The following is a 16,026-nucleotide window of genomic DNA, read 5'->3' on the forward strand; positions in this document are numbered from 1 at the left end:
TTAATTACCAAATACGCACGCGCTCGTCTTCTGTTAAGTAAAGTGCGTCACCAGGCTTAACATCAAATGCTTTGTACCAAGCATCGTGGTTACGAGGCGCTTGGGCGCGGTAACGACCTGGAGCATGGGTACCAGCACGAAGCTGATTCAACATGCTTTGCTCGGTGCGTTTCTCTTTCCAAACTTGAGCCCAAGCAAGGAAGAAGCGTTGATCGCCCGTAACACCGTCAATGACAGGTGCTTCTTTGCCGTTAAGGCTTAGCTTGTATGCATGGTAAGCCATCGATAGGCCGCCCACGTCACCAATGTTCTCGCCAAGGCTGTTACGGCCATTGACGAAGTTATCAGGAATTGGCTCATACTTACTGTACTGAGCAGCAAGCTGGTCGGCTTTCGCTTCAAACGCGGCGCGATCGGCATCTGTCCACCAGTTACGCTGAATGCCGTTGGCATCAGATTTTGAACCTTGATCGTCAAAACCGTGGCCCATTTCATGGCCGATAACAGCGCCAATTCCACCATAGTTTACTGCTGCGTCTGCATTAGGATCGAAAAATGGTGGTTGTAAAATGGCTGCTGGGAATACAATCTCGTTAAACGAGCTATTGTAGTAAGCGTTAACGCGTTGCGGTGTCATGCCCCAACGGTTACGGTCAGTTTTCTTGAGTTCTTTAGCAACGCTATCAGCTTTAAAGTACTCACGCAGATTGTGAATGTTACCGACTAAATCTTTATTGGTCAGTTCTAATCCATCAAACTCTTGCCATACATCTGGGTAACCGATTTTAGGGTTAAAGGCGGCTAGTTTGGCATGAGCATTAACTTTGGTTTCATCACCCATCCAGTCAAGATCATCAATACGTTGACCCATTGCAGTACGTAAGTTCTCAACTAGCTCTGACATCTGCTGCTTAGATGACTCAGGGAAATATCGAGCAACGTACACTTTACCGATAGCAAACCCTAATGATTGTGTGCCTGACATCTCTGAAATGGCACGCTTCCAACGAGGGCGAGGTTCTTGCTGTCCACTTAGCTCTTTGCCATAAAACGCAAAGTTCGCCGCGTAGATATCTTCAGATAGGACATCAGCGTTGTTACTCACGGTATGGAAAGTGAGGTAATCTTGCCAAACTTTAAGTGACTCGCTGTTAACCAATCCAATCATAGTTTTAACAGGATCAGGCTGAGAGATATTCAGCTGCGGGACCTTGTAGCCCGTTTCAGCGAAATAAAGATCCCAGTCAAAACCAGGATACTCTTTGGCAAGGTCTGCACGTTTAACTTGGTTTAAAGTTAAATCACGGTTACGACGCTTCTCTCGTGGCCATTGTCCTTCAGCCATCTTAGTTTCAAGAGCAAGGATTGCTTGAGCGCGGGCTTCACCATCTTTAACACCTGCAAAAGCCAGCATTTGTGCTATGTGATTGACATAAGCGCTGCGGATTTTAACGAAACGTTCGCTATCTTCAAGGTAGTATGAACGGTCTGGTAGACCTAAGCCGCCAGCACCAATCGACATTTCGTACTGATTAGGGTCTAGACGATTAAACCACATGCCACCAGAGATTGGAGAAGTTGCACCTGTCAGCCATGCTTGGCCAAAGACTTTAGTTAGGTCGTCAGTATTCTTGATTGCAGAGATCTGATCAAGGGTGCCTTGAATAGGGGTGATACCAAGCTTGTTGATGGTATCGGTGTCCATGTATGATTTGTAGAAGTCAGCAATGAGCTGCTCTTCAGCATTTAAATCACTGCGGCTAGCAATATCATCGATGATCTCTTTAACTTGTTCTTCACTGCGCTCAGCAAGACCAGTAAATGCGCCATAACGAGTCTTATCCGCAGGCATGATGTAATGGTCATACCAAGTGCCGCTGGCGTACATAAAGAAGTCATCACCAGGTTTGACCGCTTCATTTCGTGCAGAAAGGTCAACCCCGAAGCTGCCTAATTCTGCTTTAGTTGAAGTTGTTTTAGTGACTTCTGTTGCTGCTGTGTCATTAACATCCGAAGCGCCGCAGCCACCTAAAAAGGTAGTGGCTAGGGCAATAGCAATTAGTGATTTTTTCATTATTTTATGCTCTTCCTTGCTGAAGTTATTTTAGTTTTCTAACGCAACAATCTTCTATAAATGGCATAAAATGTCAACTGGCTAATTGTTAGCAAAGTTTTATTAACAATTAGCCAGCCGTTATCAGACAACTAGCTACGCTTTTTCTTAAATATTCGACGATAGAAGGTTAACGCACTAAACATTAGGATCATGCAGCCAACTAATGACACGCTTGTAATAAATACGACGTAACCAAAAGGCATATTAAGCGCATCGTGTAGCGGCCTTACAAAACTCGCCACTCTGGCTGACAGCGGTCTGTCGCTGTGCTTTAAAGCTGATTGAATGGTTCCTTCGGCGTGATTTATACTGATTCTGTCTGCATTACGTAACCACACGTCGCTATGGCTATCAAACTGAATGCTATAACTAGGTTCTGCTGCTGGCTCTCCCTCTTTTGGCTTTTTAGCGCGCCCTTTACTCACCGCAACTAGTTGAGATTCAGGCCAAAGGTTTTGCGCGGTTTGTAATTGACTTTGCCAATCATTTGCTTGGCTTTTAGGGTAGCTGACCTCGATGTTGGAACTTGGTTTTAATGCACCGAACCACAAACCTTTATAAGTGATTAAAAAGCCGCTTAGACACAAAACGAATAAAGGAACAGAGATAAATAACCCTAGTTGAATGTGGCTTTTTAACAAACTGCTTGAACGGGTATCTTTAGGGAGACTTTGTTTTAGGCGGAAACCTTTACGCACTCGCCACCATAGATAGATCCCCACTAAGGTGATGACCGCGCCAATCATTGATGCCCAAGCGTTAAGGTATTTACCAAAGTCACCCATTAAGAAGTTTCTGTGTAACCAAAAAACAGTACTGTACATTGGTATTTCTGAAAACTTGCGAATCGACAGTTCATTTAACTCACTATCTAACGCAATGGTTGTGCCTCGCGCACTGGCTTGAATATAAGGCGTATGCTCTGTAGGAAAGCGAACGGTGCTTATCTCTGGATAGCGTTCAAACAGGGCATCAGTCACCTCTGCTTTGCGTTCAACGGATAATGGTGTGTATTGCTGACCTTTATCATCGAGGCGCTTAAGCATATCCATGCCGCCTAGGTAAACACCTGTTGTTAATACAATTAGCATGGTAATGCTAATAAAAAAACCAACCCAATTGTGGAACCATTTTAAAGCGGGAACGACATTCATTGTTAAGATCTCAAATCGGTCTTGGCAAAATTTAAGCGCAAGACAACTATGGCTGATAGCTTACTTTTAAATTGTTAATAAGGTTTTATTTTATCTGGATTTTATTGCAGATAAATAAGTAAGCTTTGAAGTTGAGAATGGTAATTAAACTCAGTTGGAAGTTCAATTAAAGAAGTGTAAAGGCGCGTGATGTAGTTATCAGTTTGAATCTGTAGTTATCATAAAGCCCACAAGGTGTGGGCTGTTGAGTTCCCTGTCATTAGCCGGAGCTAAATTATTGTTTAGTTGCTTAGGCAAGTGCCTACTTGTTGGGGTACAAGCTCAGTCGTCTGAATATATTTATCCCCCATACAAGCGGTAAGGTGGCTAAAGAAAGCTTTGAGTTGAGTATTCATCGGCCTAGTTCTAAGACGTTGCACTGCTTTGACCGCACTTTGCAGGCATTGTGCTTTAAAGGGCTGGAGGTCCGTTTCACAGTGGTTGGTATCGCTGAAACCTAAGCATGTGCGGTACTTTTTATCCGTGCATAGATAATGCTGACCTTTGCTAATTAAATCAGTGAAGGTGACATTTTTCCGCTGTGTCTCTTTTGGTTTTTCATCCATATTAACCAGCATGAAGGACTTATACCAATTGCATTAAAAGTTTGACCATTCAGCGGGAATTCAAAACGCTGTAGGCAAGTAGTGGGATTTGAGCTAATAGTTATTCTATATCCAAATCCTATAATGAAGCATACAACGTTTTGAAACCCGCACTTCGTGAGCACCTCAGTCTTTCCACTTCTGCTTTGCATTGTCTTAAAAGGGAATGACCATTTCTTTACCAAAGCGCTTTGAATTGAAAAGGCTGAGGGGGCTCTGAGCTGGTCAAATACTTAATGCAATTGGTATTAGTTGCAATGACTGAATTTCTGTAAAGAATATCGAGTGTCCAGCGGCCGCTGACAAGCTCATGTTTGTCGCCAAAATACCACATCGCCAGATTACGATCATGCTTAAGCATAGTGTCTGTCCAGCTAGATGTTGTGAAACCTTTACCACTTTTGGGGTCAACGATTTCTGGGTGTGTCATGCGAACCGTTATAGGGAACTGAGTTTGGTTGGCGAGCTTGGGGTCTACTTTTCCTTTGGCATTTTTGGGGAGGTCTACCGAATAGCGATACCCTATATACCCATCCCACTTGAAAATGCTCGTTTCAGAGGTGTTGTGCTAGTTCAATTCTAGGCGCGTTAACGTGGAAATGGTTATTCCCTTTTAAGTTGCCGCAACAACGAAGTGGGCTTGCACAACCCCTTCTTCGATGGGCGTTTCTTATATAAAAAGCATGGGCTTTACTCTGTGTTATTGATTTTACCAAGGGAGCGACCATTAGCTGCAATCAATGCCTCGCCTACATGGCCTAGTATGTTCCTGACATGCTAAAGGCATTCCCTCCATCCCTGGAGGTCAGATGTAGGTGCTTAGGTTCAGCATGGAGCAATGAACCTGTGACTAAAGCCCATTAAACTCCCACTGAATCCTGCATTTTCAGGTCGGATGGGTATATATTGTCCTAAAGAGGGCAGCACTAACTGGCTAGAAAAAATATTGTATTGATTACCATCTTGGCTGATTAACCCTGCATCTAAGATGCTCACTCGCGGCGATACTAGATTAGAAATAGCGCGTTCGTTCGTATGTGCTTGATTCGATAATGCGTAGGGCGTGCCTTCAATAGAGAGCACTTTTGGCGGCAGCGTGGGATTAACCTTCAGAAGCTGTAATGGATTATTGAAAGCAGTCAGCTTATCTAAGTGAACGAATGCAGAAGTATCTAATACAGTGAGTCGATTATTGTTGAGCTCAAGCTCAGTAATTAGCGGCTCAGCGCTAAACGAAATATCTTCAATTTTGTTGTAGTCTGCTTTGAGTGTCATGAGCTGTGAATTACGGTTTAAATCGAGTTCAGTCAGTTGATTATTCCTTACAGATAACAGCATCAACTTTGGATTCTGGCTAACGTCTATGTGTGTGAGTTGATTGCTAGCAAGGTAAACATGGCTCAATTTGGCATTGTGAGTCAGGTCGATATTCTCCAGCGTGCCAACAGATAAATTGAGGCTTTGTAGTTGCAGATTATTAGATAGGTCGATACTAGTTAACTTATGTTTGCTTAAACCCAAGTCTCTTAGCTTAGCTTGAGAAGAAACATCAATGTGAGCAAGTGGCAGTTTGTAGGCATAAAGGCTAATAAGTTTTGAATTTTGGCTTACATCGATATTGCTCATTTTATTGTCAGAGATATTGAGTGAAGTGAGCTCAGAACTTTTGCTTAAATCGATATTAGATAGCCTATTGCCTAGTAGGTTTAAACGCTGAAGGTTAGGGCGAAGTGTTGCATCAAACTCTGCCAACTCATTATCCATTAGGTTGAGGTCTGTAAGTGCTGGCATGTAACGAATTTCGTCGACATGGTTTATCTGTCTACCAGAGCAATTGAGCGCAGCTATTTCTGACAGTGCCGTGGTTTTTGTTTGGGCAACACACTGTGCAAATTTGGGGTCTTTAAATTGAATGTCGGCAACATTTTTAGGTGAGAGCGCGCAGCCACTTAATGCCAGTAGCGTTACGCTAAAAATGTTGATGGTTAACTTCGATGACGTCATAACTTCTATTTCCCTTAGTGGTTGCTAGGCAACCTTCATCTAACCAGGTTTGTGTTTAATCTTTAAAAAAAAACAAAGGGAAAGTAACACAGAGCTAACTATAATCAATCAAGAGTTAGACATAATTTGTCAAGTTTTGCGCTCAGAGGTGTTTAGGCTAAAAATTGGATGAGTAGTGAGCAATTATGATATTGAGTGAACTGCCCAGTTATAAAAAATGCCGTACATACGACAAAGTATGTACGGCATTATGGTGCTATTTAGCAATGGTCAATGATTAACTAGATAACTGTCATAACCGCTTCAGAACTCAAGCGTGATTTTGGCAGCCCAGCATTATAATCTTCATCACCATGATGATAGCCAATAGCCAGTGCAACTTCACAGACATAACCATCTAGCTCATCTTTGAAGATGTCACTGATAAGTTGGCTGTCTACGCCTTCCATTGTGGTGGAGTCGATACCAAGGCGAGCTAATACGTGCAAGGTGTTACCCAGAGCTAAGTAAGTTTGAGATTTAGTCCAAGTAGCAGTGTTACCTGTCTCGTCGGTATTGATTTCTGCAAAAGCAAAGCCACCAAAGGCTTGCTCTCGCTCTTCCGGTTTAGTGCGGCCATCTTCAATACCTTTATCAACTACTTTAGCGTAATCAGCTCGGGTATAGTGTGGGTTATGAGCAAACAGAATTATGTGTGACGCTGATTTTATATGCGGCTGATTAAACTGAAATTTATTAGCAAAAGTGTCGTGCATACGCTGTTTGGCTGCATCGCTCTCAATCACAATGAACTTCCAAGGCTGAGAGTTAATTGATGAGGCGGATAAGCGCATAGCCTCATAAACCACATCAAGATCGGCCTGAGGAACGCGTTTTGATGCATCATATTTCTTTGCTGTGTAACGGTTTTGTAAGTCAGTAATAATTGGGTGTGTCATGTTTGTTTCCTTATGATGCTAGTGATTTAGCAGCACTAAAAATAGCGGGAGTTAGGCTAATACCAATTCCATTAAGGATATACTCAGTTCAGCGCTTTCTCAGGGCTTTCAATTCAAGGCGCATTGTAGAAGAAATGGTTATTCCCTTTCGAGACAATGCAACGTAGCAGTGAAAGTCCTGAGACGCTCACAACGTGCGGCTGATATTTAAGGCATAGGGAAATCACTTTATACAGCGCATGTGACTTTCGATATAGAATAACTATTAGCGATAAGCCACTTACTTGTCTAAAGTGATTTTAACTCCCGCTGAATGAGCAACTCTTTAATGGAGTTGGTATAAATAAGTGTATTAGGCAATGTGTGTCATTTCATTGATCGTAAACAGTTCCACTTGACCTTCAGTGGCTGCAACGTAATTAGCTATATGGCTATTAGCCAGGTGTGCTTGTAGGTGTTCACGGCTTTGCCAGTTTTCGTAAAATACGAAGTGAGCTGGGTTTTCATTATCTTGGTGCAGGTCATAGCTAATACAACCTGCTTCTGCACGAGTCACTTCAATAAGCTTGATTAACTCTGCTTTGACGAAATCAATACTGTCTTTATTGGCTATTATGTTAGCTACAACGGTGAGCTTGGTCATGCTGAACTCCAGTGATTCAAATCAAATCTCGGCATCGTACTCGTTACGTGCTCGACTATGGGGTGTATGTTAGCGCTAAGAATTCAAAACAAAAACAGCTTAACTTTTGAATTATTATCAATAAAAAGTTGATAATGGGGCGTGGCAGTAAAGCTTTTTACTACTGTAAAAAGCTTAATCGTAATGATATTGCAGTTATTACTCACACCTATCATGGCATTATTAAAATGATATCGTTTTGCTATGGCTTTAAGAGTCCATTTACTAGGTCAATAAGCTTAGCTGGTTCAATTGCAATTTGCTCTATACCTTATACGCACACTATTCAGCGTCCAGTGCTATGGTTTTTTGTGTAGAGTTATGGCTGTAAGGATTCCTCTCATCTCGTTAATATTGCCGCTACGCTCCTTAAAACTGCAGAGGGTTATCTGCAATGAAAACCAACAGCCGATTGAACTGCGTTAGCCGAGGATTGTCAGGGGCTGCCACTTTAAAAAAAGCTGCTGTGAAACGAAGCTGGCTGTATGTGGATTTTAGTTGACTAGTTGGGAGTTGAGCGCATATTCGAAACAAAAACGGAGCCATTAGGCCCCGTTGACGTTAAGTAGAGTTGATGCTGATTGGTGTTATTTACTATCGTCTCTTATGTCCATAATTGGCATTACACCATCACCCATCATAGTGGTAGGCAGTTTGCCATCCCAAGCTTGGGCTTCGGTTAGTTTTACAATGAGTGGATTACTCTTAAGAGCCTTAGCTTTTGCTTCAATTGCTTGTGCTTCAGCTTTACCTTTTAGCAGTATTGATTGTGCTTCAGCTTCAGCAATTTTAAGTATCCCTTTAGCTTCTGCATCGGCAGTGTTTACAGCGCGAAGTGCTTCTAGGCGTTGACGCTCTAGCTTGTGTTCTTCTGCGGCGGCCAAGTTCTTCTCTGTTTGCTTTATTTCAATGGAGTTGATGTACTTTTGCGGTAAGGCAATATTTTCAATTTGGATATTATCAACCACGACAGGGAAGCCTTCCATCTCTTCAGCTAGGCGGCGTTCGATACCTTGAATTGCACTCGCTCGGTCTTGGATGAGTTGCTCTGCTTCAAACTGCGGGATAGTGTCTTTTGTAGCTGAGCGAAAACGTGGGTCAAGAATACGTTGCTCAAACTGAGTTAATCCACCATAACGTTTAAATAGATCAAGCGCGGCTTCTTTGTTAACGGTCCAGTTAACCGAAACCTCAATAGTCACCGGCATCTGCTCTTTAGTACTCGAGGCCATTTTTTCGGCATTTTTTCGAGTGCGTACTTCAATTAGCTCAACTGTTTCGATAAATGGGATTTTAAAGTGTAAACCTGGATTTTGTTGGTCTTTGGCTTCACCAAAGCGCTTTACCACGCCGACATGACCCTCGATAACAATAAAGTAAGAGTTAAATATGGCTATGATAATCAGCAGTATTGGTAGAATCTTTGCTATTGAAATTGATTTTATAAATGAAAATGGTGATGATTTTTGCAGCGACATGTTTGGTATCCTTTCTAAATATGCGCGGCAAAGATAACAGGTTATTTAACTGGGTGAAATAGTTGTGTCTATTTGGTTGTAAAAGTGTTGGTTAGTTGGCCTTTTTGATAATGATAAAGGCTAACATTTGCTGTTTAGCCTTTATCTATCGTCGAGTTTGATTAGGGGCTGTTGATCTTTCATGGTTGTTTTTGCCGCAGTTTATTGGCTATTTTGACAAGGCGGAGGCTATGCCGTTTAGTTATTCTCCACAAATAGTCTACAACACAGTAAAAATAGCCAAGAAACGCGGCCCTTTGGGTTCGCTTCAATGCTTCTATATACGGTGTTATGAGCTTTTCACTCAGCCAGCTAAGCTTTATCGCTCAAGCCTTGTACTAGAAGCATTGAATTCGAACAAAAACTAAGCTCGAAAGATCAACAGCCCCTAGTAAGCTTGTTATAGATAAAGTCTCACTGGTTCGATAATCGCTTATACAGTGAATCCTTTAACTCTGCGCGATCATGCTTAAGTTGATGCATCGCTTCATCATCTATTGGGGCGCCGTTGAGTTCTAACTCACGGATCTCTTTATCTAGTGCATCGTAATGTTTAGCATCTTTTGTGAATGCGCTATCACTTTGACAAAGTTTGGTTATGGTAGCTTGGTACTCAGGAAACTCATGGAGCAGAGAATGATCTTCGCCTAACATAAAAACCCCTTAAATTAGATATTAATAAATACGACTTAACGGGTTAATTAAAGCTAAAAGGAGGATTAATTTCAAGGTGGGCTGCATGGACTTATCTGCAAAATAAAAGTGGCTTCAACAGAACCCGTTAATCATGCTTTGTGATAAAGGTAAGGTATTTTTTAGCATTAAGCTGGAGAGTATTAAGGGATGAAAGCAAGCATTTTACCTATTGAATAATGGTGATTCGGTTATTTGTAGTTGCCTATGATTTTAAAAGTCAGTAGAGAGAGTAGCGGGGTTATCATCACTTTAGCGTATTTTCTGCCGCATACTTTTGTTTCAGGTTGTGTTTTATCTGCTTTGTATTCACCTGTATTAGGAATGGTAAATTAAGGAAGATAAAATAAATACCCATTTATAGGTACCTCTAAATTAGTATTGGTTAATGATCTTGCTCACAGTTATGGATACAAGGCTGTAATCATTTGGCAACATTGTTCTGGATCAAGTTTTCAAACTGTTTTCAGCTTTATAACCTTTTGTGAGAATGATGAAACAAAAGGATTACAATAAATGAAAGTCCATGCCCTAACGTTAGCCGTACTTGCAAGTTTAGCTTCTACCGCTGTCGCTGCCGACACCGTTGACCCTCTTAAGAAAGCATTCATTGATGACTCAAAAGTTAAAGTTCAATTCCGTCTTCGCTATGAAGATGTTGATGTTGCCAATGTCGATCAAGAAAACCAAACGACTTTACGCACTCGCTTAAATTACCAAACTGGTGATATTTATAATTTGTTCGCTGTAGCGGAAATTGATGACGTTCGCTCAACAGATAACGAGCCGCTAATTGCTGACTATGCATACACCCAAATTAACCAAGGTTTTATTGGTTATAAAGGACCTGCCGAAACACTGGCCAAATTTGGTCGTCAACGTATTTTGCTCGATAACCAACGTTTTGTTGGTGGTGTAGGTTTCCGTCAAAATGAACAAACTTATGATGCGTTTTCGGTAAAGAATACCGCCATCGAAGGCTTAACTGCATATTATGCATATGTTGCCACAGTTAACCGTATTTTCCCTGAAGGTTCAGGTAAAGAAGAGCATGAAAACGAAACGAACCTAGTTAACATTAATTATTCAGGTTTAGATTTCGCAAAGATTACTGGTTACGGTTACCTTATTGATAACCAAGATGTCGCAGCCTTCTCTACCGATACTTACGGTGTGCGTGCAACGGGTGATATCAAACTAGATGCACTTAAATTGAGCTATGAAGCTGAGTTTGCGCAGCAATCTGAAGCAGGCGATAACCCAGTTAGCTACAGCGCAAGTTACTATAAATTAGGCGCTGGTATTAATCTTGACGCCTTTGGCTTCAAAGCGGGTTACGAAGTGCTAGGCTCTGACGATGGCAAAGCCGGCTTTATTACTCCGTTAGCCACACTGCACGCGTTTAACGGTTGGACAGATAAGTTTTTATTTGGTGGTAAAGGTAACTGGGAAAATGGTCTTGTCGACGCTCATGTTATTTTAACTGCTAAGGTTGCAGGCTTAAAGTTACTCGCCAAATACCATAAGTTTGATTCTGACTTTGGTGATATTGATATGGGTAAAGAGTGGGGCGTTGCAGCAACTTATCCATTTGCCAAGCACTACAGCCTAGGTGTTAAATACGCAAGCTTTAGTGGTGCAGATGAAGGTTACAGCTTCTCAAGTGATACCGATAAGCTTTGGTTAACCTTCCAAGCAAAATATTAAGCACTTCTAGCGAATGTGGCAGCGAGTGTAAGCGGTGTCGTTACATCCTTCTCGTTGACTGCAAATGCTCCCTTCCAAGCAGGAAAATTATTTTGTTCCTGCTTTTTTTCCTCTCAAGTCGTATCACTTTTAGGCTAAGGTAATTGCATTGCCTGTTTTATATCGCGCGCGCGAAACAAATGTTTAAAGCTCAGTAAGCTTTATTTTAAAGGCACTAATCTAGTATTGACTAATAGACGAACCCTTACTCACGATAGCTCGTTTGAGTCGCCGCTTCCTGGATATAGCATAGAAGATGCTGCTTCTGAGTGTATCCATAGTGTGGGCATCACCTTGCTATCAGTGGGCTTGTTTTTAAATGATCAGTGCCTAGTTGGTAAGGCTAGTCGACGACAATCACATCGTCAGAAATAATCATAGGCTCTTCTGCTGTGATGACTCCAATCTCAGGTTCTATCTGTTCGGCCAAAATCACTAAACTATCTGTGTAGGAGAAACCGTAACCATAGCCGCCCTCGGTGGTGACTCCATTACCCAGTAAGTGAGGATCGCTTAAATGATCACTAAAGTGGAAGTCGCCAGAGGTTATTGGAGTGATTTGTACCACTCTAAAACCTTGTGCGTTAAGAGATTCAATTGCTTGCTGCAGATCATTATTAAGCCTTTGCGAGTCCACTTTGCAGCTAGAGTATTCCCACTCAGTGGTCTTTGGTTTTGCTTCCCACATTTGCTGCCGCTGATCGGTTTCAATTTTAGCAAAGTAGCTTTTTACTAATATGCTCTTTTGTTTCATCTGTTTATACATTCTCTATTACGATGGATAGATTCTCAATCTATCCTATTTTCATGGATAGAGAAATGCCTTATTGAGACGAGATATGCTGAAAGCGATATAGTCTTTGCTCAATTGCAGAGCTAACTCAGAAGTATGTGTTCATTGAGGGGGTTGTCTCAACCTATAGGGCTTATTTAACGCGCTTGAGTTATGTTGAATTTACAAAAGGGGTTGCTATAGAAATGCTGCTCGTTAGCGTTGGAAATTGAGTCTGATTGTTAAATAGTGCTCTCAGTTGTTTTTTTGTTCGATTATTTTTATAACGATATCATCGTCAATTTAATCCATATCATAAGCATAAATAAATCACTACCGAAAGGACTCGAGTGGAGTTGAGCACATACTAACTCCTCGTTTTTGTAGGATTTGTTAATTAGAGGTCAGTAATATTGTTAGCTTGCAGTAAAGCTGTGAACTCTCTCTACTTTAAAAAAGCAAAGATGCGAACTCGACCTTGGTATAACACATTGTTACTTGACCATACTATAGATGTGACTGACACTTGGATAACAATAATTACCCTACAAAATACGGACTAACAAAACATGCTTATTTTCTTTATTTGCATTGGATTATTATTGCTCGCTTATAAGTTCTACAGCCCTTTTGTAGAGAAACAAGCTGGCATTGATCCTAAAGCAAAAACCCCTCAAACCCGCTTTGATGATGGTGTGGACTACGTAAAAGTTCATCCAGTTAAAGCTTACCTTATTCAGTTTCTTAATGTTGCCGGTGTTGGGCCAATCTTTGGTCCTATCTTAGGTGCATTATATGGCCCAATCGCTTTGGTTTGGATTGTATTGGGTAACATTATTGGTGGCGCAGTACACGACTACTTCTCTGGTGTATTGAGCATTAAAGAGGATGGTAAGAGCCTGCCAGAAATTGCAGGCCATTATTTCAATATCTATTTCAAAGGCGTCATGCTGATTTTCACTGCGATGTTGCTGTTCTTCGTCGGGGTGGTATTTATTATGAGCCCTGCTGGACTGCTAAGTAGCTTGGATTACTTTGAAGGAACGATTCTCGCCAATAATACCTTCTGGGTATTGGTGATCCTTGGTTACTACTTTTTTGCGACCATGCTTCCTATCGATAAAATCATCACTAAACTGTACCCGCTGTTCGGCTTATTGATGATTGTTATGACAGTCTCTATCGCTATTGGATTGTTATTCAGCGCTCCACAGCTACCTGAGATGGGGGATATCTTCGCTTATTTTGACCATAGCCATTATAACAATGATCTATTAGCGCCTAACCCTGATGGTTTACCTGTATGGCCACTGCTGTTTGTGACCATTACATGTGGTGCGATCAGTGGTTTTCACTCTACTCAAGCACCAATCATGGCGCGTTGTTTAACTAATGAGAAATACGTTCGCCCCGTTTATTACGGTGCGATGATGTCAGAAGGTATTGTAGCGTGTGTATGGGCTTTGGCTGGTATCGCAGCATTCCCAGGCGGCTATGTAGAGCTTAAGAGCATCCTCGATGCAGGTGGTCCAGGCCTAGTTGTGAACCAAGTTGCAACAACTTACCTTGGGGTTGCAGGTGGTATCATGGCGATTATTGCAGTAGCGATTTTCCCGATTACCTCAGGTGATACTGCATTCCGCTCTCTACGACTAACCATTACAGATGCATTTAAGATCCCGCAAAGTATGCGTAACCGTCTATTGTTAGCCATTCCAATTCTAATCATTGCGTACTTCATGACTAAAATTGATTTCTCATTGATCTGGCGTTACTTCGCGTTCTCGAATATGTTGTTATCGACCAGTGTATTGTGGTTAGCAACTAAGTACCTGTTTGACCGCGGAACTTTCCATTGGATAGTGAGCTTACCCGCCATCGTTGGTACCTGTGTGACTGTGTCCTATATTATGACTGCAGGTATAGGCCTAGGTTTGCCACAAGAGATGAGCCAACCTGTAGGTATTGCAGTTGGTGTTATCTGTTTAATTGGACTGATACTTGCCCATCAGAAACGTAAAGTTGTTGCTGAGTCATAGGATAACTAGTTTCTAAAAAAGGGCTGCTTGCAGCCCTTTTTTAGTGAGTGGATAACAAGAGTTAAACGAGAGAAAGTTACTGAGTAATACCAATTGCATTAAAAGTTTGACCATTCAGCGGGAATTCAAAACGCTGTAGGCAAGTAGTGGAATTTGAGCTAATAGTTATTCTATATCCAAATCCCATAGCGAAGCATACAGCGCTTGCCAATTTGTTTAACCTCAGCCGCACTACGTGAGCCCCTCAGTCTTTCCACTTCTGCTTTGCATTGGCTTAAAAGGGAATAACCATTTCTTTACCAATGCGCTTTGAATTGAAAAGGCTGAGGGGCTCTGAACTGCTCAAATACTTAATGCAATTGGTATAACTCTCGCGAGTTAAAAGGAGTATTGTTTGAAGTTAGCCCTGTTTGATTTTGATGGCACACTGACCCATCATGATATGTACACTCGATTCATCCTTTATTCGGCCACTCCTATACGTTTGTTTCTTGGCTCTATTTTCCTTTCTCCATTATACCTACTCTACCGATTGGGGGTTATTCCTGCTCGTAAACTCAGGCCACTGGTGAGCTATTGTGCTTTTGTAGGGCGAGATGTAGAAACGGTAACTGCACTTGGTAAGCAATACGCGCAGGAGGTGATCCCCAAATCCCTGCGAGCTGAAACGCTGTCTGTGCTTAAACAGCATCAGGTTGACGGCGCAAAGGTGGTATTGGTGTCGGCATCCCTTGACCTTTACTTACAGCCTTGGTGTGAATCTATGGGGATAAGGTTAATCTGCAGCCAGATGGCTGTAGAGCAAGGTTGTTACACTGGCCGCTATAAGAGTGGGGATTGCAGTTGCGACATGAAAGCAATCAAAGTACAGCAACAGTTTTGTTTAGCTGACTACAGCGAAGTATTTGCCTACGGTGACACTCATGAGGATCTCGCCATGCTAGCACTTGCAGAACACCCCTATATGAATGGGGTAAAAGTGTAGCTTCGAATCTCGTTGTTAGTTCTGCAGCACTTTTTACGTAAATAGCTGGTGATGATGTTCAACTATTATTAAGAGCCGATAAGCCTCAAATTTGAGGGACAGAAAGCCAGCAGGTTAATGCAGGCCTCTTCATTTTTAATTGTTGGCACTTTCTAGAATTGAACTGCAAGAGTTAGTGACTATTATGCTATTTGTACAGGAATTCCAGACATGAATACCACTTCATTCCATCCTTGGAAAGTGGCATAAGTGCTCCAGGCACACAAAAGCCGCTTAAATTTCTTTAAGCGGCTTATCAAAATTGCTGGCCCCTCCCAGACTCGAACTGCGTGAATAGATGACGATTATATTCATCTAGCAGTTGAGGCGCAGGTTTTCCACAATCCATAAATTCCAGACACAAAAAAGCGTACACAAGGTAGGCTTCTTCGTTTTAATTGCTGGTTCTTTTTAGAGTTGAACTGCAAGAGTTAGTGACTATTATGCTATTTGTACAGGAATTCCAGACATGAAAAAGCCGCTTAAATTTCTTTAAGCGGCTTATCAAAATTGGTGGCCCCTCCCAGACTCGAACTGGGGACCTGACGATTATGAGTCGTATGCTCTAACCAACTGAGCTAAGGGGCCGACTTAGGATAGTCGTCACTACCGAAAGCGAAAAGAAGTATACGAGGTTTAAAAGCGCTTGTCACCTGAGTTTTTAGCTGTTTTTACCTCTAATAGCTCAACTGCTTAT

The 16,026-nt window shown here is 41.9% G+C and carries 13 protein-coding genes and 1 tRNA gene; 3 read left to right on the top strand and 11 right to left on the bottom strand.

Annotation, left to right across the window (positions count from 1 at the left end):
* Window positions 1–4 precede the first annotated feature (4 nt).
* The 9 genes from SWP_RS04815 to SWP_RS04860 form a co-directional block, all read right to left on the bottom strand.
* Window positions 5–2,074, bottom strand: a complete 2,070-nt coding sequence (locus tag SWP_RS04815) for a M13 family metallopeptidase (protein WP_020911274.1) — start codon at window positions 2,072–2,074, stop codon at window positions 5–7.
* Window positions 2,075–2,205: 131 nt separating this feature from the next.
* Window positions 2,206–3,270 carry a PepSY-associated TM helix domain-containing protein gene (locus SWP_RS04820; RefSeq protein WP_020911275.1) on the bottom strand — a complete coding sequence of 355 codons (1,065 nt, stop codon included), beginning with the start codon at window positions 3,268–3,270 and terminating at the stop codon, window positions 2,206–2,208.
* A 281-nt stretch (window positions 3,271–3,551) separates the two neighbouring features.
* The gene (locus SWP_RS24110) at window positions 3,552–3,875 is read right to left on the bottom strand and encodes a hypothetical protein (protein ID WP_187148540.1); all 324 of its coding nucleotides are present in this window, start codon (window positions 3,873–3,875) and stop codon (window positions 3,552–3,554) included.
* 217 nt (window positions 3,876–4,092) lie between these two features.
* A complete protein-coding gene (locus tag SWP_RS04830; protein ID WP_020911276.1) occupies window positions 4,093–4,344 on the bottom strand; it encodes a DUF3859 domain-containing protein in 252 nt (83 codons plus the stop codon).
* A gap of 395 nt (window positions 4,345–4,739) precedes the next feature.
* Entirely contained in the window at window positions 4,740–5,918 is a 1,179-nt protein-coding gene (locus tag SWP_RS04835) for a leucine-rich repeat domain-containing protein (RefSeq protein ID WP_020911277.1), read from the bottom strand.
* A 281-nt stretch (window positions 5,919–6,199) separates the two neighbouring features.
* Window positions 6,200–6,856, bottom strand: coding sequence for a nitroreductase family protein (locus SWP_RS04840; RefSeq protein ID WP_020911278.1), 657 nt, complete (start codon window positions 6,854–6,856; stop codon window positions 6,200–6,202).
* A 352-nt stretch (window positions 6,857–7,208) separates the two neighbouring features.
* Window positions 7,209–7,499, bottom strand: coding sequence for a putative quinol monooxygenase (locus SWP_RS04845; RefSeq protein ID WP_020911279.1), 291 nt, complete (start codon window positions 7,497–7,499; stop codon window positions 7,209–7,211).
* A gap of 626 nt (window positions 7,500–8,125) precedes the next feature.
* Window positions 8,126–9,016 carry a prohibitin family protein gene (locus SWP_RS04855; RefSeq protein WP_020911281.1) on the bottom strand — a complete coding sequence of 297 codons (891 nt, stop codon included), beginning with the start codon at window positions 9,014–9,016 and terminating at the stop codon, window positions 8,126–8,128.
* A gap of 453 nt (window positions 9,017–9,469) precedes the next feature.
* Entirely contained in the window at window positions 9,470–9,709 is a 240-nt protein-coding gene (locus SWP_RS04860) for an HP1242/YdcH family protein (RefSeq protein ID WP_020911282.1), read from the bottom strand.
* Window positions 9,710–10,264: 555 nt separating this feature from the next.
* Here SWP_RS04860 and SWP_RS04865 point away from each other — a divergent pair.
* Window positions 10,265–11,455, top strand: a complete 1,191-nt coding sequence (locus tag SWP_RS04865) for an alginate export family protein (RefSeq protein WP_020911283.1) — start codon at window positions 10,265–10,267, stop codon at window positions 11,453–11,455.
* A 382-nt stretch (window positions 11,456–11,837) separates the two neighbouring features.
* Here the strand turns inward: SWP_RS04865 and SWP_RS04870 are convergent, their stop codons facing one another.
* Complete coding sequence (locus tag SWP_RS04870; protein ID WP_020911284.1) at window positions 11,838–12,248, bottom strand: hypothetical protein; 411 nt, start codon at window positions 12,246–12,248, stop codon at window positions 11,838–11,840.
* Between the two features lie 587 nt (window positions 12,249–12,835).
* Here SWP_RS04870 and SWP_RS04875 point away from each other — a divergent pair.
* Together SWP_RS04875 and SWP_RS04880 are read left to right on the top strand one after the other, a co-directional pair.
* A complete protein-coding gene (locus tag SWP_RS04875) occupies window positions 12,836–14,305 on the top strand; it encodes a carbon starvation CstA family protein (RefSeq protein ID WP_020911285.1) in 1,470 nt (489 codons plus the stop codon).
* Window positions 14,306–14,699: 394 nt separating this feature from the next.
* Entirely contained in the window at window positions 14,700–15,290 is a 591-nt protein-coding gene (locus SWP_RS04880) for an HAD family hydrolase (protein WP_020911286.1), read from the top strand.
* 550 nt (window positions 15,291–15,840) lie between these two features.
* Here SWP_RS04880 and SWP_RS04885 read toward each other — a convergent pair.
* A tRNA-Ile gene (locus tag SWP_RS04885) sits at window positions 15,841–15,917 on the bottom strand.
* Window positions 15,918–16,026 lie beyond the last annotated feature (109 nt).

Origin of the sequence: Shewanella piezotolerans WP3 (assembly GCF_000014885.1) — a bacterium.
Taxonomy (GTDB): Bacteria; Pseudomonadota; Gammaproteobacteria; order Enterobacterales; family Shewanellaceae; genus Shewanella; species Shewanella piezotolerans.

Coding starts and splice junctions, on each gene's coding strand:
- SWP_RS04875 (WP_020911285.1), top strand. CDS start 12,836: ATGCTTATTTTCTTTATTTGCATTGGATTATTATTGCTCGCTTATAAG.
- SWP_RS04815 (WP_020911274.1), bottom strand. CDS start 2,074: ATGAAAAAATCACTAATTGCTATTGCCCTAGCCACTACCTTTTTAGGT.
- SWP_RS04860 (WP_020911282.1), bottom strand. CDS start 9,709: ATGTTAGGCGAAGATCATTCTCTGCTCCATGAGTTTCCTGAGTACCAA.
- SWP_RS04855 (WP_020911281.1), bottom strand. CDS start 9,016: ATGTCGCTGCAAAAATCATCACCATTTTCATTTATAAAATCAATTTCA.
- SWP_RS04870 (WP_020911284.1), bottom strand. CDS start 12,248: ATGAAACAAAAGAGCATATTAGTAAAAAGCTACTTTGCTAAAATTGAA.
- SWP_RS04830 (WP_020911276.1), bottom strand. CDS start 4,344: ATGACACACCCAGAAATCGTTGACCCCAAAAGTGGTAAAGGTTTCACA.
- SWP_RS04820 (WP_020911275.1), bottom strand. CDS start 3,270: ATGAATGTCGTTCCCGCTTTAAAATGGTTCCACAATTGGGTTGGTTTT.
- SWP_RS24110 (WP_187148540.1), bottom strand. CDS start 3,875: ATGGATGAAAAACCAAAAGAGACACAGCGGAAAAATGTCACCTTCACT.
- SWP_RS04865 (WP_020911283.1), top strand. CDS start 10,265: ATGAAAGTCCATGCCCTAACGTTAGCCGTACTTGCAAGTTTAGCTTCT.
- SWP_RS04845 (WP_020911279.1), bottom strand. CDS start 7,499: ATGACCAAGCTCACCGTTGTAGCTAACATAATAGCCAATAAAGACAGT.
- SWP_RS04835 (WP_020911277.1), bottom strand. CDS start 5,918: ATGACGTCATCGAAGTTAACCATCAACATTTTTAGCGTAACGCTACTG.
- SWP_RS04840 (WP_020911278.1), bottom strand. CDS start 6,856: ATGACACACCCAATTATTACTGACTTACAAAACCGTTACACAGCAAAG.